We start from the raw sequence: 21,378 nt of genomic DNA on the forward strand, positions 1-21,378 counted from the left end.
TTTATCATTACTAGCTGTTATCATTGAAGATTTTAGTCAAAAACGATATTTTTCCGTAAAGCCAGTCCATAATTTGTGTGCTATTATGGTATTAATTTTTTCTTCTTAAACAAATTTTGATGTATGAACATAAATCCTGATGTGGTTATTATTGGAGGTGGCCTGGCGGGACTCACAAGTGCATTACATCTCTCTAAAAAAGGATTGAAGGTTACGTTAATTGAAAAATACGATTACCCGCGTCATAAAGTCTGCGGCGAATATTTGTCTAATGAGGTTTTACCTTATTTGGAATGGTTGGAAGTCGACGTGCAAACCTTATTACCCACTCACATTCAAACGTTTAAATTCACTACCGCAGACGGAAAGATGAATAAGATCAAACTACCGGTGGGTGGCATTGGTGTAAGTCGCTATGTATTGGACGATTTGTTATATCAACAGGCAAAGCGAAATGGCTGTGAGATAATTATTGCAACTGTTACGGGAATATCATTCAATGACGACATATTTAATGTTTCTTGTCAGGATTATATTTTAAATGCTAAAATTGTACTGGGAGCTTTTGGGAAACGCAGTAATATTGATCAGCTTTTATCTCGTGATTTTATGAGGAAAAAATCCCCGTGGATAGCTGTTAAAGCACATTATTTCGCGGATTTTCCAAGTGACCTTATTGCATTACATCATTTTAAAGGCGGATATTGCGGTATTTCTAAAGTGGAGGATAGCCAGGTAAATTTGTGTTATTTGGCCGATTTGGATACCTTTAAACGATACAAAAATATCGAAGACTTCCAACAGTATGTCTTATCTAAAAACAGATATCTCAAGTGTTTTTTTGAACACAGCAAATTAATTTTTGATAAACCACTGACCATTAGCCAGTTTTCATTTGATAAGAAATCAGCCGTAGAAGACCACATTCTTATGATTGGTGATACAGCCGGTCTTATTCATCCATTCTGCGGAAATGGGATGGCAATGGCGATACATGGGGCTAAAATAGCTTCCGAGCTCATTGTAGATTACTACAATGGTCATATTCACTCACGCAATCAATTGGAGAGGGCGTACGTCAGCCAATGGAATCGGACCTTTAGAAAGCGTTTATTTTTCGGAAGGCTTTTATCGCGTATACTACGTCATAAAGCAGGTCTCGCTATTTTAATGAAAACTGCGCTATTTTTCCCTAAACTCTTAAGCTTGATGATTAAACAGACACATGGCAATGCAAGCGAAATAAAATGGCAATAGATATAACACAGAGAACCTCGGAGAATGAAATCATGGACGATTTTCAACTCGAAGGAGATGAACTTCGTGGCGCACTAAATCAGATCTCCAAAATCAATCGCTTTCTAGGAGGAAACAGTATCACACTAGATGGAGTAAAAAAAATGCTCTCCCATGTTAATTCGATCCAACCAATAAAGATCGTGGATATCGGATGTGGTAATGGGGATATGCTCCGTATGCTAAGTAATTATGCCTATAAAAAGGGTATTCACTTTGAATTATATGGTGTAGACGCAAATCGGTATACCATTAATCATGCTAGGTCTTTATCGAAAAATTATACCAATATAACGTATCTATGCGCTGATATTTTTGAAGAGCATTTTGAGGACTTTAGTTTTCACATCGTTTTGTGTACGTTAACCATCCACCATTTTAACGATGAAAACATACTGGAATTAATAGGGAGAATGATCAAAATTTCAAAATTAGGAATTATCATCAACGACCTACATAGGAGTAAAATTGCTTATCGACTTTTTCAAACAATTGCCGTTGTTTTTAGGTTAAACAGAATGACAAGAGAGGATGGACTTATCTCCATACGACGCGGATTTAAAAAGGATGAGCTCGTAGAATTCGCAAAGAAATTACATTTAGAAAAATATACCGTCCAATGGAAATGGGCTTTCCGATACCAGTGGATTATTTCCAATATATGAATGTTAAGATAATACATGTTGCAAAACAACTGCCTAATTACTCCTGTGTTACAGCAGAGATACTGCCAATGTTAGATGGTTGGCTGGAGGGACAGGACGCCCGTTTTATTAAGAAAGTTAAGAAGCTGTTCGAAGGTTCGGCCGTGGAAAAGCGATACGCCATTATGAATCCAATCGATGTCTTTACGTCAACTTCCTTTGAAGAAAAAAATAACATATTCTGCCGTGAAGCAACGCTTCTCGGCGAGGACGTGCTGCGCAAAGCGCTTGAGGAAGTAGAATGGGATCCACAATCACTAGATTATATCATTACAGTGAGCTGTACTGGGATTATGATCCCTTCGCTAGACGCTTATCTCATTAACAAGATGAAACTCCGCCAGGATATTGTGCGCTTACCAGTCACCGAGATGGGATGTGTTGCCGGTGTTTCAGGAATAATCTATGCTAAAAATTTCCTTCAGGCCAACCCGGGTAAACGTGCTGCGGTAATTTCGGTAGAAGCGCCAACAGCAACCTTCCAACTGGAAGATTTTTCGATGTCGAATATCGTTAGTGCCGCAATATTTGGAGACGGTGCAGCATGCTGCCTGCTTTCCTCGTACGATTCGGACTGTGGGCCTGCAATCTTGGACCAACAGATGTACCATTTTTATGATACCGAAGATATTATGGGGTTTAAGCTAACAAATACCGGTATGAAGATGATACTTGATGTAGAAGTTCCTAATGTGATTGCTTCCCATTTCGGAGCAGTAATACATCCATTTCTTCAGAAAAATAATTTGCAAATCGAAAATATTAATTACATGATTTTTCATCCCGGTGGAAAAAAGATCGTTGCGACAATTGATCAGATTTTTGCTGAATTTGATAAAGATATTAACGATACTAAAGCAATATTGTCGGAATATGGCAATATGTCCAGTGCTACTGTGCTATATGTGCTTGAACGTATCATGAAACGAAGTCCTCAGCCTGGTGAATTGGGATTGATGCTGAGTTTTGGACCGGGGTTTACGGCTCAGCGCGTTTTATTACAATGGTAACCTAAAAATTATGAATGTGGATTTAAAAGATATACTATCAAAATTGCCCTATAGAGCCCCCTTTTTATTTGTCGATGAATTGATCTATGTAGATTCAGAAGGTATTGCGGGTAGCTATACTTTTAATGAAGATCTGGATTTTTATAAGGGCCATTTTTTTGAAAAAGCGATTACTCCAGGTGTTATTTTGATCGAAACAATGGCCCAGATAGGTTTAGCTTGTTTGGGGATTTTTCTACTAAATAAAAACTTGATGCACGGCTCAGCAATAGCATTGACATCTACCGAGATACAATTTTTAAAACCGGTGTATCCAAAGGAGAGAGTTACAGTATTTTCGAAAAAAATATATCTCCGGTTTGGTAAATTAAAATGCGAGGTAATCATGAAAAATGAAGCTGGGCAGGACGTTTGCAAAGGAATATTGGCAGGCATGATCACCGAAGCGCTATGAAAAGAGTAGTCATTACAGGAATTGGTGTTGTTGCTCCCAATGGTGTGGGAGTACCCGCTTTTACACAGGCGATTAGGGAGGGTATATCTGGAATTAGACATGATGAGAGATTGGAAAAATTGCAGTTTTCTTGCCAGATTGCTGGAATGCCTCAACTGTCGGAAGCGCTAAAAGAGAAATATTTCACCGAACTAGAATTAAGAGGATTTAATAGTACAGGAATATTATATGGTGTGATCGCCGGAATGGAAGCATGGGCAGACGCGGGGCTTCCTACTACTTTAAATTCCGCTCCTGATTGGGATAGTGGAACTGTGTTTGGTTCAGGAACCTCGGGTATCGATAAATTGCGGGAAAGCATTTATAAAATCGATGATTTGCAAACCCGCAAATTGGGGAGTACGGTTGTAGCCCAGACGATGAACAGTGGGGTTAGTGCCTACTTAGGAGGAAAATTGGGTCTTGGTAATCAGGTGACAACGAATTCATCTGCCTGTGCTACGGGAACTGAAGCAATCCTGATGGGTTATGATCGGATTAGATCCGGAAGAGCTAAACGGATGCTCACAGGGAGTACAGGAGATAGTGGGCCTTACATTTGGGGCGGTTTTGATGCACTGCGTGTCTGTAGTTCACAATATAATGCTAATCCTGGGGCGGGTTCTCGACCTATGAGTGCAACCGCCGCAGGATTCGTTCCTGGTAGTGGGGCTGGAGCTTTATTGTTGGAAGATCTGGAAAGTGCACTAGCGCGAAAGGCAACTATATATGCAGAATTATTGGGTGGCCAGGTAAATTCTGGCGGACAACGCGGAACAGGAAGTATGACAGCACCTAATGCTTATGCTGTGCGGAAATGTATTCAGGAGGCGCTAAAAAATGCAAATATCTCGGGCTCAGACATCGATGCGATAAATGGACATTTGACAGCAACTGCCAAAGATGCTTTTGAAATAGAAAACTGGACCGTAGCTCTGAATCGCAATGGTAAAGATTTTCCATGGATAAACTCACTGAAGGGAATGACTGGACACTGTCTCAGTGCGGCGGGTAGTATAGAAAGCGTGGCGACGGTTTTGCAGCTTTATCATGGATTTTTATTTGGAAACTGTAATTGCTCTGATCTAAATCCGGAGATTGCTGCATTGATACATCCATCACGTATTCCTTTAAAGACTCTTGAGGCCAAGCCTAACATCATTGCCAAAGCAAGTTTTGGATTTGGGGATGTTAATGCTTGCCTAATATTTAAGAATTTTAATAACTAAACTAATGAATAGAGAAGAATTGATCGATGCTTTAAAGCCAATCATATCACCATATACGACAAACCAGGAAGCTTTCGGAAAGCTTAATGAGGCGACCGATTTTATTCGTGATCTGCAAATCAACTCGGCCAATCTGGTTGATATTGTTCTAGATATTGAAGAAAAGTTCGATATAGTAATTGAAAATCCTGATATGGAACGTATGCTTAATGTCGGAGCTGCAGTCGAAATAATCGAGAGCAAGTTACAAGAAAAATGATTGGTAATGACGTTATCGACCTGGTTCAGTCCAGAAAAGATAGTAATTGGAAACGTAAAGGCTTTGTTTCAAAGTTATTTACTGAGCAGGAACAACTGTTGATTGTGAACAGTGTAGATACCGAAATTATTGTTTGGCTCTTATGGAGCATGAAAGAGGCTGCCTATAAAATATGGAATCGAGAGACAGGAATTCGGAAATTTATGCCTAAAAGATTGCTATGTTCAGTTATTGAACGGTCTTTTTTTACCGCAAGGGGAGAAGTCATCTGCGAAGGCAAGAGGTATTATACTAAGACCACTTTTTGCCCAGATTTTATACATACCGTAGCCGTTGGGGAATTAGATCATTTGGACAATATTGTAGAAATCACGGCTAGTGAAATTGTTAAAGATTCATTAGGAATTCCAGGCATTAGCATAAATGATGAGGATGCTGTCTTACCGGTGTCTGTTAGTAACCACGGACGTTTTGAGAGAATAGTTGCGATTTGTACCTGATCGACTTAATCAGACCCGTAAACACTTTATTGTACTTGAATCGACTCTGCCCTTAGCATTTGTTTAAACTTGGGATTTCGTATATAGCTACTAAAGGCATGACTCGACATTCCAGTAAAATCGGTCATAGAAAAAATGGTGTAATTTTTCTTAAGAGCATTAAAACTGTCTGCTTTATATCCAAGATCAGTTGGGTTAAGTTTGTTAGATAAGAATCCGAAAAACTTTTTCAACATCTTGTCGGTACCGTTTATGGTGATATGTATTTTCTTAACTTGTGGGCTCAGTTCGACAAATTTTTTTGTCCCGCTTAGTGTATCTGTATATTGAAACTCGGAAAGTCCTATTGCCGGTGCCAGCATAATACATGTAACTCTGTTTTTGTTTTCCAGCAAAGGCTTTGCCCGCTCGATATCGACATTGTGAATATCTTTTGCCTGTGCGGAAAATGAGCTATTAAATTCAGGATTCGAAATTGCACTCATCACTACAGATGCGCCCCGACTATGTGAAATAATATAAACATCCTTATTGGCCATATTGTTTAGAATTCTCCTTAAACCAAATTCACCGGCCATCTGGCTAAAAGAGGCTGCTGAAAACCAGTTTTTTGCGGAACGAAAAGGGGAGGTAGATCGTAAACCATCCCAATAGAATCGAATGATTTCATCGGTTTTAGGGTTTGTAACGATATGATTGGCAATATATTTATATTGTTTTACAACTGATTCTTCGTCAGCATTGAAGCCGTGAACTAAAATAAACACACGTTTTTTTGGAGCAATACGTTTTGACAGACGCAGCATGTTACTACGTTCAAAAGCGAGTAATTGTTCGCGATCACCTCTGTCTGTGGCAATTTTCATAAGCGAATAAGGATCTCGAGCCGCTTTATTGGACGGAATGCCATAGTTTTTCTTCCAGTTATCGGGGTAGAAATTACCGTTTTGATCCACAAATGAGTACCACAGGTTAGGATCTACGCCAGTGTTTGGGGAAGCCGAATCGGGAAGATTATGGATAAGGCCACACGAAGTGAACAAACTGATAACGATGATAATATAGAAAAAATACCTTTTGTTCATATGATTAATTTTCTACTATTCTAGAATTTTACCTTTAATATGAATCCAATGGCATGAATTGTAACCTTCAAAAGGTAACTCATGGGTTCCAGAAGAGACAATATACTTATTTCTTTTTAAGATAACGATTGATCATAGGACTGAAATCAATTTTGGAAGAAATTTGAATATGCTCTGCTAATACAGCTACTGGAAATTCATCCAAAGTTTTGAAATTAATACAGCCTTTTTGAAACTTGGCCTTTGGTATTTTTAATTTTAGTTCTTCCATTAATTCGGGATTAGTATAGATGACCAAGGAATGGAATGAAATATAATTCTTCGCGACTGTTAACCCGTATTTAAATACGCCTTGTTCATTAAAACTAAACGCATTTGGATTTGACATAAACTTTCCGAAGTCTTCGGAAATAGCTTGGTCATTTTCTACTATTGCTTTTCTGAATTGATGGATTACTTCTTGTTCAGTAGCCGAAAGTTTAGCAATATATTGATCGATCTCCATTAATTTTTTATCATCCATGAGGTCTATTATTTATTGTTTAAAAATATTCAATTTTCTTCAATTTACTAATGTAGTCTATAAAAACATTGGGCTAATTCTGTAGTGATTGCTTGAGGAACTTATTTCTATGGCTTGAGATGTTATGTCTCTTTCGCAGAAATGAATGTATGTGACACTATACTTTTTTAAACAGTTCTTGATCAAATTCTTTACTCAAGCTTTTATTTTAAAGATATCCCTACAGCCACATGTAGAAAAATTAGGGATTAGTGTGTTTGATATAGGTTTAGCACTTTATCTCTTTCGAAGAATAGCTGCTATAAGTCATACTATAGCCAGTTTTTAAAGTTAAATTTACATTTAGCGTGCATAAGGATTATTATTTTGTAAATTCATACTACAAAGCGTTCGATAGCAATTTTTGATCGCTTTTTTATATTAAATAAAAGGAATGGATGAAAAGCAAGAAACGAAATAAAGGTTTTCTCTTTAGGCAATTTGAAGCACCATTTCAGACGCCTTTTGAAAAATTATTTGACATTTTCAAAGAACTGATTACCCATACTTCCGGTGATTTTGATGAAGCTATTGATTGGCTTAGGCAGTTGGATAAAGAGTTTAAGCTAACGACCCCTGCCTACACGATAGACGATTTCATTACAGATCTGAAAGATAAAGGATACATCAGAGAAAAAGTTGAGTTTGATGGTGAAGGGGGGATAGATATTACCTCAAAACTTGAGAAAGCCCTGAGGCAGCACGCGTTGGACCAAATTTTCGGAAAGATGCGCAAGGGAATGTCTGGCAATCATAAAACAAATCACCAAGGGCGGAGCGATGAAAATATGGGGGATTTCCGAAACTATCAGTATGGCGATGGCCTAGAAAAGATAATTTTGACAGAGAGTTTGAAAAATTCACAAATTAATCATGGAATAGGAGAGTTTGCGTTGTCTGAAAATGATCTTGTCGTTGAGGATACGCAGTTCAAATCACAAATGAGTACAGTGCTGATGATTGATATTAGCCACAGTATGATTTTGTATGGAGAGGATAGGATTACACCAGCAAAGAAAGTAGCCATGGCCCTATCTGAGCTTATTCTTACGCGTTATCCTAAGGACTCTCTTGACGTTATTGTTTTCGGAAACGATGCTTGGCAAATAGCGATTAAAGATCTTGCTTATCTGCAAGTAGGACCTTTTCATACCAATACTGTCGCAGGCTTAAAGCTAGCAATGGATTTACTACGGCGAAAGAGGCATGCAAATAAGCAAATATTTATGATAACCGATGGCAAACCGAGTTGTTTAAATATGCCGGATGGTGGTTATTATAAGAATCCCATGGGTTTGGATCCGTTCATCACGAGTAAGTGTTATAGTATGGCTGCGCAAGCTCGCAAGTTGGGAATACCGATAACTACTTTTATGATTGCTTCCGATCCCTATTTACAACAATTTGTCGACGAATTTACAGCTTCGAATCAAGGAAAGGCTTATTATACGGGCCTTGGCAATTTAGGTGAAATGATTTTTGAAGATTATGAAGAAAACCGAAAAAAAAGAATACGATAAAAATATATGGATTATACGAAGATTAAAACATTTGGTGCATTAAAAACTTCGGGTTATAAACCTAAGACAATAAAAGAAGAATTGCGTCAGAATCTAATTACAAAAATAAGGGCGGGTGAATCCGTGTTCAATGGAGTATACGGATACGAAGATACGGTTATTCCTGAACTTGAGCGGGCTATTCTCTCCAAGCACAATATTAATTTATTAGGGCTTCGCGGCCAAGCGAAAACGCGATTGGCAAGACTTATGGTCAATCTACTGGATGAATATGTGCCAGTGGTAGAAGGTTCGGAGATTAACGATGATCCCTATAATCCGATATCGCGTTATGCGATAGAACGACTAAAGAAGGAAGGTGACGATACCCCAATATCTTGGCTTAGTAGAAACGATCGTTTTGCAGAAAAACTTGCTACACCCGATGTGACCGTCGCTGATTTGATTGGTGATGTAGATCCCATCAAAGCCGCAAATTTAAAACTAAGCTATGCAGACGATCGTGTGATTCACTTCGGTATGATCCCAAGGGCAAACCGATCTATTTTTGTTATTAATGAACTTCCGGATCTTCAAGCGAGAATTCAAGTCGCCCTTTTTAATATATTACAGGAGGGGGATATACAGATTCGTGGTTTTAAGTTGCGCTTGCCATTAGATATACAATTTATATTTACAGCGAATCCCGAGGATTATACCAATAGGGGAAGCATTGTGACGCCGTTGAAGGATCGAATTGGTTCGCAGATACTTACCCATTATCCGACTTCTGTTGAGATAGCAAAAACAATCACCGCTCAGGAATCTAACTTGGAAATAGCGCAGAAAGAGCAAATTTATATCCCAGAATTAGCGCGAGAATTAATAGAGCAAATAAGCTTCGAAGCTCGAAATAGCGAATATGTTGATGATAAAAGTGGCGTTAGTGCACGTATGAGTATTACGGCATTTCAAAACTTAGTAAGCACCGCTGAATTGCGTATGCTTAAAAACGGATCGCAAGCAACCGCAGTGAGATTGGGTGATTTTATGGGCATTATACCTGCAATAACTGGCAAGGTTGAGCTTGTTTATGAAGGTGAGCAGGAAGGAGCAGATATTGTGGCATTGCAACTGATTGAAAATGCTATAAAAAGCATCTTTCCCGTCTTATTCCCAAAAATTGAGAAGCTGGAGAGAGAGAGCGATCGTTATCCCTACGATGATATTGTGCGTTGGTTTGCAGAATCGGAAGGTATTGAATTATCTGATGAGCTTAGTGATATGGAGTATATTAGGGTTTTGGATGAAGTGGTACCTATTAAAGCTTTGATTCAGCAATATCAGCCAGAAACGAAATCTGCGGATGTCTATTTTTTAACCGAATTTGTTTTATGGGGGCTCACTTTAAACAATAAATTAAGTAAATATAGAATTGGAACGGGACTGCAGTTTCAGGATAATTTTCAAGGATATCTAAGAAACAATCTGTAAGTTTTTATAATAATGTTGTTTCGTTTCCGAAAATGGGTTACGAATTCCGGCATAGGAAGTGTCAGGTGTTGAGTGTATTAGATCAATAGAAAATAGTAGGGTTAATTAAAAATGTGGAACGACATTCTCGTTCCACATCATGTTTTTCATTGTAGTATTGTAGGGAGTTTATAGTATTCTTTATTGAATCAATAGGAATCGAAATGTGAGATATGGATCTTTAAACAGTTCAGCAATTACCTCTATCGAATCAATTCTACTTGTTGACAAATGTAACTTAGATTAGATACATAAAGAATATGAAAATCGTCCTTTTTTATGTGAAAATGGGAATATTTAATTTGTATGTAAAACCTATTGCCTTAATGTCTTTATCCATACCTCTTTTAGAAAATGTATAATTCCATATCTAATTTATTAAGTAATGCAGCTGTATTGGGGTGGAAAGCGACCGCATTGGTAATATGAAGTTCTTTGCTTTTAGAATCTCTATAAATTGATTAGAGAGATCTTAGTGTTGTGTTATATTGAGAGTGAGGCATTCGAGACTGCTGGGAGAACAGAATTTGGATGAATACGGTTTTGCTACTATATAATAGAGTTGATTTCTTCTTTGAACTTTAGTACCTTTAACTTGACCTTGTCAGATTTCTAGTGGTTCATATTGATTGGCATGTCTGAAAAAAATGAGAAAAATGGTCTTTATAGTTTTATTTATTGTGGCGGCAGTCGGAGCCGCTGTAGCCTATTATTTATTCACCAATGGTAACGTTGAAGTAGATATGGCATTGAAATCAGCTACTATCCATGAATTTAAAGTAAACGGGCTGGACGGCTCTACCATAAACTTTGCGAAATTTAAAGGTAAAAAGATCTTAGTTGTAAACACCGCTTCCAAATGTGGATTTACGCCACAGTATGAGGGTCTTGAACGTCTATATAATAAATTCAATGATAAGCTAGTTATTATAGGCTTCCCTTCAAATGATTTTTTAGATCAAGAGCCAGGTAAGGACGCTGAAATAGCAGCATTTTGTCAACGAAATTATGGCGTAACTTTTCCGATGGCGGCAAAGATTGATGTGAAAGGAAAGCGACAGGCGCCTATCTATCAGTGGTTGACCAATAAAAGCCTGAACGGTGTTGAAAGTTCAGCGGTCTTATGGAACTTTCAGAAGTATTTAATTGATGAAAATGGTAAGCTTATAAAGCATTTTTCACCAAAAACTGACCCTGAAGCTAATGAAATTATATCTCTTATCAATTAGAAGCCGACTCTTATTCAACTTAGGAATTCAGTCAACAGATCCTATGAATTAAAATATATGCCCTATATTGTTGCGCATAACATATCCGTTTTAATTATCTCTACGACTTTCTCTAATAATCCTGAATTTATAGAACATTAATCTGTAGAGCATGTGCTATCTCTGTAGACAGAAGTTAATATAAGGTGAATTGACTTTTTTAGTGGTATTCGCTACTATTTTGCTTTTTAACGAACAAAGCAATCATTATTCGCCAAAACAAAATTAATATTCGTGCATTACTCTTGAAAAATAACTTAATATCTTTGTAAGAGAACGCGAAAGAATAATCGATGACTAATCGAGCAATGTCTACAAGTGGTCATAGAAAGTGTTAAAAATGGGGAAAATCATAGTGAAATTTTGGTTTGTCAATGTGCTTGTAAGTATTTTGCTATTTATCTTATATCGACTTGTTATTGCGGAAAAAAATACGGTTGATACAGGATTTCTGAATACGATTATTGTTATAATGGACATTAGTGTTAATCTTGTTTTTTCAGCTGTTTACCTTTTCGCTATAGCATTGTGTTCTCTACTGTTTTTTCTAAATCGTATAGAAAAAGTCAGAAATAGTAAAACGTTATGCTTTTTGGTTTTCTCAGGAATACCTGCTGTATGCTTAGTTATGTTAATTATTTATATATTGGTTGGAGTGTACAAGTTTAATATGGCCATTGAACCGTTAAAAACGCTCCTTTTGTTTACGTTTATTTATTTAGGCTGTACCATTTTAGAATTTATCGCCTTTAGAAATGTAATTGAAAAAGAGAAATAGTGGTGAGCAAAGATACATTTCGCATTAACCTTTATTATCACAGTACAGGCGAGACGGATAAATATTCTGTACTTGACTATTGAGTGATCAGGAGACACCAGTAGAAATAAGTAAGGGTTTTTACATTACGTTGCACGCATTAATCAAGTTAAAGTATGCTTCTTAGTAATGCATAAAGATTTTGATGAGCTTATGAATCGCAAAGAAAATATAAATGAGACCAAGTTGCCCGGTCAGCTTTTGGAGTATCTAACTTACTGAAAATACCTGTATGAGCTTGATGACTATTGGCTGTTATTTTTATTTAGTTAGCAATGGGTTGCACCAAATTGACCAGGCATTAAAGTTGTTTCCGACTGGATCTTGTGTGAGAAGCTCAAGATCGTCTATATTTGTGATATCTATATCAAAAATATGCTGTTGATTAGGTCTAACGATACGAGAAGAAAGGGTTTTCCCATTACCCTTGATAATAAATTTAATACCCTCTGGTTTTAGCGCTCCATCACGCAATGCTGCTATGATTTTTAAATTCCGCCACTTTTTTGAGAGCTTATACGCATATAGGGATGGCGTATGGGCGTACAAACCTTTTCGATATAGGTTGCCCATACTTTCTAAAAAAAATAAACTATTGGATTCGGCCGTGTAATAATTTCGAGCGGGATTTTCCCAACCAACCAAAGCTTCTTTCCATGCTGCATCAGAAAGAAATACGCTATCCATTTGGGTGGTTTTAAGATTGATTGGCTTGCTGTCGCGTAACAACTCATTTAATATGCCTAACTTCACGTGCTTTTGGCTATCTTGGCTGTCATTTTCAACTACTCTAATCAAGTCATTTATGCTCGGCTGACCATAGTTATTAACTGTGAAAAAATGCCCCCCATCACCTTGAGTAACCATTTTTCGGTATTCTTTAACTGATCCATGTTAATTCTCATTAGAATGCCCCCACTGATTCTCATTAAAATGCCCCCACTAATATGCAAAAATAATCATTCATTATCCTGATCATCTGAGATTTCGTTTTCCTGCTTTCGAGGGCGCCCTCTTCTAGTCCTTGCGGTATCTTCACCAGGAAAAAGATCCTGTAGTTCGATAAGATTTTTTACGCGATAGCTGTTCCCATTAAGTTTTACAATTGTTGCATGATGGACAATCCTATCTATAATAGCAGAAGCAATTACCCTGTCACCGAAGAGGTTTCCCCAGTCTTCAAAGTTTCGGTTTGTGGTGATGATCATAGACCCCGTTTCGTATGTCCTGCGAACGATCTCAAAGAAATCTTCCAGACTGTTCTGCGGCATTTTTTTGAAGCCCAGCTCATCAAGTATCAGCAGGTCAGGCTTTAGATAACGCTGCAATACGGACTGGTAACTTCCGTCTGCCCTTGATGCGAACAGTTTTTCGACCATTTCATTTGTGTGTGCAAACAGTACTTTTTTACCTCTTTTGACCGCTTCAAGCCCGATCGCATGGGCCAGGTGGGTTTTCCCGACACCGGGTTTCCCCATGAATATAGCATTGGAGCGCTGTTCTATGAACCGGCAGGAAGCCAGGTCAAATAATAGCCTTCTGTCCAGGTCCGGCTGGTAATTCAGGTCATAACTGTCCAGGATCTTTTGCGTATCCAGCCGGGATTCCTTTAGCCTGGACTGATAGCCATTGGACTGTCTTTTTACTATTTCATCTTCGATGAGCAGCTCCAGAAATTCAAGGTAGCTGATCTGTTTTTCCAGGGCATGCCTATTCCTCATTTCAAGGTTCTGGGCCATCGTGGCCAATTTTAGCTGGCGTAAATTTGCTAATAATGTTTCCATATTATTTATTTCAGTTTGTTAATCTGTCGTATAGTCCGAGTTCGTGTTCGTATTCGCTGGAATACACCATAGGAGACATTTCATCGTAATTTTGCTTGTAAAGCTCGTTCTCGCAGATCCGTTTGACCTGCTGGTAGCTGAAGGCTCTGTAATGGAGCGCGCGCTTACATGACAGATCGATCTGCACGTCGGTAAACCGCTTTTTTAATTTAAGTATCCCGCGGGTCATCGGGCTCCAGTGGGTAGGCACCTCCGCCAGAAGATGTTCAAAGAAAAGCAGTGCAGAAGGTCCGATACTTCCCATTAGCCGCTTATATTCTTCTCTGCTGATATTCTTTTTATAATCCGGACGGTGTTCCTCCAGAGAAACGTACATGCCCATCTGACCGCTTACCTGATGGAGTGCAATGCGGGTGCTGCCGTCAAATATTTTTAGGCAGGTACCGTTGCTTTCGAGCCTGACGGTTCTGCCCGCATAGGCAGCGGGCACCGAATAGTAATTATGGCGGTAGCTCACGTGTGCCAGCCGGGTGACTTTTCTGGATCCGACCTCCAGGATTTCATATCGCACCGGGGGCAGTGCAAGCAGTGCATGTTTTTCATACTGTTCAAATACGGCAAGAGGGATACGGCGCGTGGTTCCGTGTACGCGCTTATTGCATGTCTCTTCGTTCTAGACCTTCAGCCCGCACAGCAGATCTTCATAGCCATTGCCATCGAAGCCCTTTAAAAAATTGTTTTTTACATATTTGATAGATGATTCAACTTTGCCCTTGTCCTGTGGACGGCGTGGCCTGCACGCAATTCCTGCACAGCTGTAGTAGGAAAGAAATTCAGAATACCTGCGCTGGAGCTCCGGTTCGTAAAGATCCGGAATGGTCACCCCAGATTTCAGGTTGTCAAGTTTGACAGTTCGCGGAACACCCCCAAAATACTCGAAAGCTTTGATATGGCAGTCCAGAAATTCGTCCACCCGCTGGCTGGTCACCAGTTTATAAAAGCTGTAACGGCTATGGGAGAGAACCATGGAAAACACCCATACTTTTACAGGGCGGCCATTCCTGCGGAAAGTACCCATATATCCGAAATCCACCTGCGCTTCTTCTCCCGGATCGCTGTGCAGCGGCACAAAAACCTCCTGCTTCTTTAATCTCTCGATACTTCTGGCGACACTGGGATAAGATATATCTAAAACCTGCTGCTCATGCAGGCGCTGGTGGATAAGTATAGCGCTCAGTCCCATCTCCTTATATACCTGAATGTCATCGAGATAATCGTCCAGCAGCTTTGGTCTTACCTGAGGCAAAGGTTCCTCTAGCCCACGCTCAAGGGCTTTCTGTATCCGGGAAACGGTCTTGCGGCACATCCCAAGTTCTGATGCTATCTCCCGTATCGATTTCCCGTGGGATAGCAGTGTTTTTATCGTATTATGCATTGCCACTTTATACATAATGTCGGACTTTAATACTCCGACAAGTTAAACCTTAATTAAAAACTTAAGGTGGTGGCATTTTAGTGAGAATATATGGGGGTGTTTTAGTGAGAATTAACAATGTCAGGAACAACTTTCTGAAAGCCTTTGAAAGCAAAAGCTATGAGGACCTGATCTGTGGTCTGCGCGTATGGAATGATGAAATATGCAATAAACGTGTCCACGGTACCACCAGGCGCCGGCCTCATGATATCTTTCTTGAATCGGAGAAAGCTGCGCTGCAGCCCCTGCCTTCCAGACGTTTCCAGATACAGGATGTCAGCCACCGCAGGGTAAACCGTATGGGACATGTCGCCTATAAGCAGAATTATTATTCGGTTCCGGCTGACTATATGGGCATGAATGTAAGGCTGGAGAGTAACGGTACGATACTTCGCATCTATGACAGCTCACCACAGATCGCCATGCACCAGCTATCCAGCAGCATAGGCATGTTTGTCAGTCTTGCGGCGCACCGCCCCAGGGAAAAGAGAATGGTCAGCAAGGAAGAATACCATGAAATGATGGGGCAGATAGGTCCAAATGCGTACACTCCGTTCGATCGACTTGTGGAAGAAGTGCCGAGGCACTGGGGCAAGATGACCCAGGGTATACTTGCGCTGAGAAAGCGCTTCACTTTGGGCCAGATAGAAAGATCATGTGCCCGCGCACTGCACTTTCACGCCATAAGCTACCAGCAGGTCAAACGGATATGCGAGAATGCGATGTACGACCTGCCCCGGGAAGATGTGTTAACAATGGGCTTCTCGGACGAATTTCAGCACGAACTCAGTTATTATGACACTCTTACAAATTACTGGACATAAATATGGAAAATCTAAAAACACAGCTCCGCACTCTTAAACTCGCGGCCATCTGTCAGAACCTCGAGCTGCGTAACAGGTACGCGCTACAGCACAAGATCGGTTACATTGAATTTCTTGAGCTTCTGGTGGAGGATGAAATGGCCAACAGGCAGACCAACGGATATATAAATAAGCTCAGGGAATCAAAACTCGACACGCAGAAGGTATTGGACTGTTATGATTTCAGCTATCAGCCCCAGGTGGACAAAAGGCAGATCTATGATCTGGCCAGCTACCGGTTCATAGACCAGAAACATAATGTGGTATTCATGGGGAAACCGGGGGTCGGAAAGACGCACCTGGCCCATGCAATCGGGCTGGAAGCTGTAAAAAAAGGTAAGCGGGTACTTTTCATCCATACCAATGAAATGGTCGAAAAGCTATATTCCTCCCGTGCGGACGGATCCTATGCTGCGACCATCCAGAAGTTCCTAAAACCGGACCTGCTGATACTGGGCGAACTGGGCTTCAAAAAAATGCCGCAGTACAGCATGGAAGACTTCTTTGAGATCATCAGAAAAAGATACGAAAACGGCTCGATGATCATTACCACCAATAGGAACTTTGAAGACTGGGGGACACTTTTCGGGGACAAAGTAATCGCATCGGCGATAATAGACCGCATAGTGCACCATGCCACAATCGTCAAACTAAATGGAAACAGTTACCGTATAAAGAACCTCCTGGAACTGAACGGAATGTTTGAAGACGACCCTAAGGAAAAATCAAAAAGGGGAAGACCCAAAAAGTCAGAAGATCAAGAAAATTATGAAAATAATAATGAATAGAATAATGGTTTTTTTTGTGAAATTAGTGGGGGCATTCTGATGCGAACTAGTGGAGGCATTCTAATGCGAAGTGACAATCTGTAATGCATTAATAAAATATTGCAAAAGTAATTTGAGGGCTAGAATTGTCTATGCCCGTATGTTTAGTGATAATATCGCATCACAAAAAGTCTGTTCTAATAATGGAATGGAATTAATAAAAACCACTTCTATTAATGATTATAGGATAAGGTGTACTATGGCTATTTCTTTTGACGATTGAATTGAAGCAGATTTTCAGATGACACGATCATGAAAAAAAATACTGATTCTATTTTTTGTTTGTTTTTAAAGAAACCGAAAAGGTATTGACCATTTCGCGTGCTTTTAGCCAGAAACTTTTCAAATAAAGTTCGCGAAAAAATTGTGCCGTAGAATTAAAGGCTATCTATAGACAGATGACCATAGTCGTGGGTATCCCAGATCATTCTTTTGGGTATTACAAACTTAAGAACCCGATAGCTAATTTTTTGGTTACCCCGGAAAGAGCTACTCAACTAAAAAATATTCTTTTGAAAAGTGTAATTCCACAACTAAAGCCGAATGAAAAAAATTTGAACAAGAAAATATTCCGGAAAAAATATTGAAGGAGGCTGGCTTAAAAATGGATCAATATATGGAACCTAATATTATTTTCAGCCATTTGAATACTCCAGATAAAAATATAGATCAGAATAATAGACGGAGGTGATTATTATTCATATTATTACGAGGCAGGGTGAGTGAGCCTCGTAATAATAATGAAGAAGCATGTTATTTACTAAAGCCAAGTGTGTAACCAATAGTGAATAAGCGGATTTTTAACCGGTCTTTGAAAAGGTTCCCTTATTTCTGAATAATCAAATTCAAAAAGATCTTTAACTGATAAAATGCGTTGTTTACAGTTGCAGTTTTTCATTGTCTCGCGCATTCTGAATGCCCCTGTGTATTGAGGAGTAAGAGGGATTTGTTGCGAATTGGATATTGAAATTATATCATCGGTCAATTTTCTCAGATATTGATCCCCTTTTTGCGCGGAGAAACACTCAGGTGCAAATGTTCCATTAGTTGGATCCAATAACAAATAACCTTGCGATAGGTTGGATATTTTATTGTAATAAGCCATAGAATCCACGAGCTCTATATCCCAATCTACATATGTGCCTGAAAAATGGAGAATAATCAGATATCTGGCAATATCTGATGCTTCTGCGAAATTTCTGGCATTAAGAAAAGCTTGCAGAGCATTTGGATAACTCTCCGAAATAAATTCCTTTACCTCACAATAATTCCAATATTTTATCTTAAATCCAAATCGTTCCATTTTTCTCCATGAGTTCAAACATTTCCAGATCAGTGAATTGGGAATGTCAGTCAAAATTATCTGATGAATTATTGGATCTACCATATTGTTTTTTGAAGATTATTAATAGGCTCTCTGTTTTTCTTTCTCATTTATGAAATTTCTCTGTCTAGCATTGATATTCATGCTACCGAATCTATAGGAAACTGTTAGTCTTAAACTTCTACTATCATAATAATTGTCATAAGATTGTTGAACACCATTAACAATAGCATTAAGTTTACCTTGTTGTGTCTTTAGGATATCATTTGCAAATAGGGCAAGATCCCATTGATCATTAATCTTATATCTGAAATTGAGATTGACATTAAATCGTGGAGATCTACGAAATATACCTGTAATTTGTGGAGAATAATAAAAACTTGATAATTGGGTATTCAGTTTTTTGCTAATCTTGAAATTGTTGTCCATACTCAAGTAAACAACATTTACTTTATAATCCGGTACAATATTAGTATCATATTGTTTTATGCTCCGGTGATATCCATTAAATACAAAGTTGCTTTCGAGCCAATTGCTTTTTTGTAAGGTATAGATGGCTGTAAAACCAATAGTTGACATATCATAAAAATTCTGCATGGTATCTACCACCATTTTTGAATTTTCAAAAGGTATGGCAGTTTGGGCAATCTGTTCTTTTGCAAAATTGGTGTAAAGAGAAAGATTCAGATCCCTATTGTTGGAATAATTTATCTCTATATTATGGGAGAAGGAGGGTAATAGATATGGGTTTCCGACGGTGTAGTAGTACTTTGAAATATATCTGGCAAATGGATTCATTGCCATAAAAGCAGGCCTGTCAATCCTTCTTCCGTATCCAATTGAGAATACGTTTTTGTCGTTCATTTTATATGAAGTATATAAAGTGGGGAATAATTTTAAATAATTATTCTCATACTTTGTGGCCAAAGTATTTGACACGCCCTCTGTATTTGTATTTTCTAGACGGAGTCCTGCTTTGAAATCAATTTTTTTACTGATTGCACTACCAAAAGAAAAAAACAGGGATCCGATATTTTCTCTGAATTCAAACTCGTCTGAATAATTAAAAATAGTATCTATTCTTCCAGAAGTTGCCACAGATTGTAATTCGTTTTTATTAAGGGAAGTTGAAAAGTTTACGCCATAGTTGATGTCAAACTTTTTAATTTTTTGTTCAACATCTATGTTAAAGGAAGTGTTCGTGAAGACATTCTGACCAACGTTTCCTGAGTACCATTCATTATTTAGAATAGGGGAATCGCTTGGGTCAAATGTTTCTGAATTAAAGTCCCGGAAGTTGTCATAATTGCTTCGATAATGATCTATATCCAAAATAATTTCTTGACCGTCTTTCCCCAAGGAATATGTCGAATTGAAATTAAGTGCTAAGCTTTGCGTTGTAGAATTTTGGTAGCCATTTCCCTTAATTATTGAGTCCAAAAGTCCGGTTCTTTGGCTAATATTTGTCAATGTCTTATCGTTGGAATGCGGTTTGCTGCTATTTAGAAAGGCCTGGGCGCCGATACTGAATTTTTCTGATATTTTGTATTCCGTTTGTAACCTGCCATTGTAAAGTTTTGTAAAGCTCCTTTTTTTACTGAGGGTTTCCCAATCCTGTGTACTATAGGTAACATGTGGTTTTTCGGTAAATAGAACAGAACCCTCAGTCATATTTAAGCTAGAATATAGGGAAAACCTATTCTTTTTGTAATTGAAACCAGCCCCTAAATTAATAGTAGGATAGGTTGTTTGTGTATAAATGGAACGGATGGAAGCACTCCAAAAATCATTAACTATCTTTTTCAGTTTGATATTTAAGATACCGGCATTACCTGAAGCACTATATTTGGAAGGGGGAACAGTGATAACTTCAACACTTTCAATGGATCCAGATGGAATGCTTCTTAGATAGGATGTGAGGTCATCCCCAGAAATACGAAGGATTTTATCATTTACCATAACCGTAACACTTCCTTTTCCTATGATACTTAGAGATTCGTTTTCGGCCATAACAAGTGGGGTTACTTTTAGCACGTCCATTGCATCTCCACTTAATGAAGCCATACTATTTTGAACGTTAAAAACAAGACGGTCTACTTTTCGCTCGAGCAGAGGTTTATTGGCATTCACTACAACCTCATTTAGTTTATTGACTTTTTCAGACATCTTAAAAGTCATTTTCTTAAAATCTCCAGATATAAAAGTGGTATCCAAATCTTCAAAGCCCGTATGTTGAAGTTTAAGTCTGTATGTTGATTTTTCAATCAGATTTTTGAATGTAAACTTCCCGTTCTGATCGGAAGCAACATATTGTAAAATAGTGGTATCGCGGATAAGTTTTACAGTTACGTATTCCAATTCTTTATCTTTGATTGTAGTAATCCTTCCTTCAATGCTTTGGGCAATTAAGGAATTTGAAACTAACAATAATGAGAATAAAGCGGATAAATAGGTGATTATTTTCATTCAATATATAAGTAATTAGCATATTAGTGATTAGAGAAAAAATAGATTCACATTATAAACTTTTTAGACCCCTTTTTTATATCTAGCAAACTGTTTTTCCTTATGTGTTTCAATTACACAATCGGAGGTTGCAAATCCCGTACATGCTAGAAAATATCCTTGTTTTAAATCATCTTCCGTTAATGTTGTCTGAGTGGTATGAAAAACACTACCAGAAACTAATTGGCAAATGCAGCTATTACAATCTCCAGTTCGACATAGAAACGGAAGATTTATTTCAGCTTGTTCAGCTAGAATTAAAATAGGTTTATCTTCGTTAATTTCTATTTCCTTTTTAAGTCCTCTTTTTTCATTAATAAATGAAAGCTTATATGTTGTTGACATT

At 38.4% G+C, this 21,378-nt stretch carries 21 protein-coding genes; 12 read left to right on the top strand and 9 right to left on the bottom strand.

Features of this window, described 5'->3' with window-relative positions; genetic code table 11:
* Window positions 1-123: 123 nt before the first annotated feature.
* The 7 genes from VXM68_RS13710 to VXM68_RS13740 are packed head-to-tail and all read left to right on the top strand — an operon-like array spanning window position 124 to window position 5,491.
* Window positions 124-1,257: an NAD(P)/FAD-dependent oxidoreductase gene (locus tag VXM68_RS13710; protein WP_367209010.1), complete on the top strand. Its 1,134-nt coding sequence runs from the start codon at window positions 124-126 to the stop codon at window positions 1,255-1,257.
* Complete coding sequence (locus tag VXM68_RS13715) at window positions 1,248-1,961, top strand: methyltransferase domain-containing protein (protein WP_367209011.1); 714 nt, start codon at window positions 1,248-1,250, stop codon at window positions 1,959-1,961. The genes VXM68_RS13710 and VXM68_RS13715 overlap by 10 nt, the downstream gene beginning before the upstream one ends.
* Window positions 1,958-3,010 carry a type III polyketide synthase gene (locus VXM68_RS13720; RefSeq protein WP_367209012.1) on the top strand — a complete coding sequence of 351 codons (1,053 nt, stop codon included), beginning with the start codon at window positions 1,958-1,960 and terminating at the stop codon, window positions 3,008-3,010. Before VXM68_RS13715 ends, VXM68_RS13720 begins: the two co-directional genes overlap by 4 nt.
* Window positions 3,011-3,020: 10 nt before the next feature.
* Window positions 3,021-3,464 (top strand): 3-hydroxyacyl-ACP dehydratase FabZ family protein, encoded by a 444-nt coding sequence (locus tag VXM68_RS13725; protein WP_293955117.1) that lies wholly within the window; start codon window positions 3,021-3,023, stop codon window positions 3,462-3,464.
* Complete coding sequence (locus VXM68_RS13730) at window positions 3,461-4,732, top strand: beta-ketoacyl synthase (protein ID WP_367209013.1); 1,272 nt, start codon at window positions 3,461-3,463, stop codon at window positions 4,730-4,732. Before VXM68_RS13725 ends, VXM68_RS13730 begins: the two co-directional genes overlap by 4 nt.
* Before the next feature lie 4 nt (window positions 4,733-4,736).
* Window positions 4,737-4,991: an acyl carrier protein gene (locus VXM68_RS13735; RefSeq protein WP_293955114.1), complete on the top strand. Its 255-nt coding sequence runs from the start codon at window positions 4,737-4,739 to the stop codon at window positions 4,989-4,991.
* Window positions 4,988-5,491 (top strand): 4'-phosphopantetheinyl transferase superfamily protein, encoded by a 504-nt coding sequence (locus VXM68_RS13740; RefSeq protein ID WP_367209014.1) that lies wholly within the window; start codon window positions 4,988-4,990, stop codon window positions 5,489-5,491. Before VXM68_RS13735 ends, VXM68_RS13740 begins: the two co-directional genes overlap by 4 nt.
* Before the next feature lie 26 nt (window positions 5,492-5,517).
* Here the strand turns inward: VXM68_RS13740 and VXM68_RS13745 are convergent, their stop codons facing one another.
* Window positions 5,518-6,576, bottom strand: a complete 1,059-nt coding sequence (locus VXM68_RS13745) for an alpha/beta hydrolase (protein WP_367209015.1) — start codon at window positions 6,574-6,576, stop codon at window positions 5,518-5,520.
* Between the two features lie 106 nt (window positions 6,577-6,682).
* Window positions 6,683-7,099, bottom strand: a complete 417-nt coding sequence (locus tag VXM68_RS13750) for a hypothetical protein (RefSeq protein ID WP_367209016.1) — start codon at window positions 7,097-7,099, stop codon at window positions 6,683-6,685.
* A 437-nt stretch (window positions 7,100-7,536) separates the two neighbouring features.
* Here VXM68_RS13750 and VXM68_RS13755 point away from each other — a divergent pair, with 437 nt between their 5' ends.
* The 3 genes from VXM68_RS13755 to VXM68_RS13765 all read left to right on the top strand — a co-directional run bounded on the left by VXM68_RS13755 (window position 7,537) and on the right by VXM68_RS13765 (window position 11,399).
* Complete coding sequence (locus VXM68_RS13755; protein ID WP_367209017.1) at window positions 7,537-8,658, top strand: VWA domain-containing protein; 1,122 nt, start codon at window positions 7,537-7,539, stop codon at window positions 8,656-8,658.
* A gap of 6 nt (window positions 8,659-8,664) precedes the next feature.
* On the top strand, window positions 8,665-10,131 hold the full coding sequence (locus tag VXM68_RS13760) for a sigma 54-interacting transcriptional regulator (RefSeq protein ID WP_293955104.1): 1,467 nt from the start codon (window positions 8,665-8,667) through the stop codon (window positions 10,129-10,131).
* Window positions 10,132-10,826: 695 nt separating this feature from the next.
* Window positions 10,827-11,399, top strand: a complete 573-nt coding sequence (locus tag VXM68_RS13765) for a glutathione peroxidase (protein ID WP_293955102.1) — start codon at window positions 10,827-10,829, stop codon at window positions 11,397-11,399.
* Between the two features lie 1,117 nt (window positions 11,400-12,516).
* On the opposite strand, the gene VXM68_RS13770 is transcribed toward VXM68_RS13765, so the two are convergent.
* The 4 genes from VXM68_RS13770 to istA form a co-directional block, all read right to left on the bottom strand.
* Entirely contained in the window at window positions 12,517-13,122 is a 606-nt protein-coding gene (locus VXM68_RS13770; protein WP_367209018.1) for an NPCBM/NEW2 domain-containing protein, read from the bottom strand.
* Between the two features lie 92 nt (window positions 13,123-13,214).
* Entirely contained in the window at window positions 13,215-14,039 is an 825-nt protein-coding gene (gene istB / locus VXM68_RS13775) for an IS21-like element helper ATPase IstB (RefSeq protein WP_367209019.1), read from the bottom strand.
* 10 nt (window positions 14,040-14,049) lie between these two features.
* Window positions 14,050-14,415 carry a hypothetical protein gene (locus VXM68_RS13780; protein ID WP_367209020.1) on the bottom strand — a complete coding sequence of 122 codons (366 nt, stop codon included), beginning with the start codon at window positions 14,413-14,415 and terminating at the stop codon, window positions 14,050-14,052.
* Window positions 14,416-14,712: 297 nt separating this feature from the next.
* Entirely contained in the window at window positions 14,713-15,489 is a 777-nt protein-coding gene (gene istA / locus VXM68_RS13785) for an IS21 family transposase (protein ID WP_367209021.1), read from the bottom strand.
* A gap of 89 nt (window positions 15,490-15,578) precedes the next feature.
* Between istA and VXM68_RS13790 the strand changes: the two genes are divergently transcribed.
* Entirely contained in the window at window positions 15,579-16,337 is a 759-nt protein-coding gene (locus tag VXM68_RS13790; RefSeq protein WP_367209022.1) for a hypothetical protein, read from the top strand.
* Between the two features lie 2 nt (window positions 16,338-16,339).
* Entirely contained in the window at window positions 16,340-17,164 is an 825-nt protein-coding gene (gene istB / locus VXM68_RS13795) for an IS21-like element helper ATPase IstB (RefSeq protein ID WP_367209023.1), read from the top strand.
* Window positions 17,165-17,963: 799 nt separating this feature from the next.
* Here the strand turns inward: istB (VXM68_RS13795) and VXM68_RS13800 are convergent.
* The 3 genes from VXM68_RS13800 to VXM68_RS13810 form a co-directional block, all read right to left on the bottom strand.
* The gene (locus VXM68_RS13800; RefSeq protein ID WP_312379078.1) at window positions 17,964-18,590 is read right to left on the bottom strand and encodes a glycosyltransferase; all 627 of its coding nucleotides are present in this window, start codon (window positions 18,588-18,590) and stop codon (window positions 17,964-17,966) included.
* An 18-nt stretch (window positions 18,591-18,608) separates the two neighbouring features.
* A complete protein-coding gene (locus VXM68_RS13805; protein WP_367209024.1) occupies window positions 18,609-20,993 on the bottom strand; it encodes an outer membrane beta-barrel protein in 2,385 nt (794 codons plus the stop codon).
* Window positions 20,994-21,056: 63 nt separating this feature from the next.
* Window positions 21,057-21,377 (bottom strand): 2Fe-2S iron-sulfur cluster-binding protein, encoded by a 321-nt coding sequence (locus tag VXM68_RS13810; protein WP_312379084.1) that lies wholly within the window; start codon window positions 21,375-21,377, stop codon window positions 21,057-21,059.
* Window position 21,378 lies beyond the last annotated feature (1 nt).

Source organism: Sphingobacterium sp. R2 (genome assembly GCF_040760075.1).
Lineage (GTDB): Bacteria > Bacteroidota > Bacteroidia > Sphingobacteriales > Sphingobacteriaceae > Sphingobacterium.

What these genes read in the sequence shown, in the direction of transcription:
- istB (WP_367209019.1), bottom strand. Translation starts at nt 14,039, where the DNA reads ATGGAAACATTATTAGCAAATTTACGCCAGCTAAAATTGGCCACGATG.
- istB (WP_367209023.1), top strand. Translation starts at nt 16,340, where the DNA reads ATGGAAAATCTAAAAACACAGCTCCGCACTCTTAAACTCGCGGCCATC.
- VXM68_RS13755 (WP_367209017.1), top strand. Translation starts at nt 7,537, where the DNA reads ATGAAAAGCAAGAAACGAAATAAAGGTTTTCTCTTTAGGCAATTTGAA.
- VXM68_RS13805 (WP_367209024.1), bottom strand. Translation starts at nt 20,993, where the DNA reads ATGAAAATAATCACCTATTTATCCGCTTTATTCTCATTATTGTTAGTT.
- istA (WP_367209021.1), bottom strand. Translation starts at nt 15,489, where the DNA reads ATGTATAAAGTGGCAATGCATAATACGATAAAAACACTGCTATCCCAC.
- VXM68_RS13810 (WP_312379084.1), bottom strand. Translation starts at nt 21,377, where the DNA reads ATGTCAACAACATATAAGCTTTCATTTATTAATGAAAAAAGAGGACTT.
- VXM68_RS13720 (WP_367209012.1), top strand. Translation starts at nt 1,958, where the DNA reads ATGAATGTTAAGATAATACATGTTGCAAAACAACTGCCTAATTACTCC.
- VXM68_RS13770 (WP_367209018.1), bottom strand. Translation starts at nt 13,122, where the DNA reads ATGGTTACTCAAGGTGATGGGGGGCATTTTTTCACAGTTAATAACTAT.
- VXM68_RS13740 (WP_367209014.1), top strand. Translation starts at nt 4,988, where the DNA reads ATGATTGGTAATGACGTTATCGACCTGGTTCAGTCCAGAAAAGATAGT.
- VXM68_RS13730 (WP_367209013.1), top strand. Translation starts at nt 3,461, where the DNA reads ATGAAAAGAGTAGTCATTACAGGAATTGGTGTTGTTGCTCCCAATGGT.
- VXM68_RS13735 (WP_293955114.1), top strand. Translation starts at nt 4,737, where the DNA reads ATGAATAGAGAAGAATTGATCGATGCTTTAAAGCCAATCATATCACCA.
- VXM68_RS13780 (WP_367209020.1), bottom strand. Translation starts at nt 14,415, where the DNA reads ATGTACGTTTCTCTGGAGGAACACCGTCCGGATTATAAAAAGAATATC.
- VXM68_RS13710 (WP_367209010.1), top strand. Translation starts at nt 124, where the DNA reads ATGAACATAAATCCTGATGTGGTTATTATTGGAGGTGGCCTGGCGGGA.
- VXM68_RS13750 (WP_367209016.1), bottom strand. Translation starts at nt 7,099, where the DNA reads ATGGATGATAAAAAATTAATGGAGATCGATCAATATATTGCTAAACTT.
- VXM68_RS13745 (WP_367209015.1), bottom strand. Translation starts at nt 6,576, where the DNA reads ATGAACAAAAGGTATTTTTTCTATATTATCATCGTTATCAGTTTGTTC.
- VXM68_RS13760 (WP_293955104.1), top strand. Translation starts at nt 8,665, where the DNA reads ATGGATTATACGAAGATTAAAACATTTGGTGCATTAAAAACTTCGGGT.
- VXM68_RS13715 (WP_367209011.1), top strand. Translation starts at nt 1,248, where the DNA reads ATGGCAATAGATATAACACAGAGAACCTCGGAGAATGAAATCATGGAC.
- VXM68_RS13725 (WP_293955117.1), top strand. Translation starts at nt 3,021, where the DNA reads ATGAATGTGGATTTAAAAGATATACTATCAAAATTGCCCTATAGAGCC.
- VXM68_RS13800 (WP_312379078.1), bottom strand. Translation starts at nt 18,590, where the DNA reads ATGGTAGATCCAATAATTCATCAGATAATTTTGACTGACATTCCCAAT.
- VXM68_RS13765 (WP_293955102.1), top strand. Translation starts at nt 10,827, where the DNA reads ATGGTCTTTATAGTTTTATTTATTGTGGCGGCAGTCGGAGCCGCTGTA.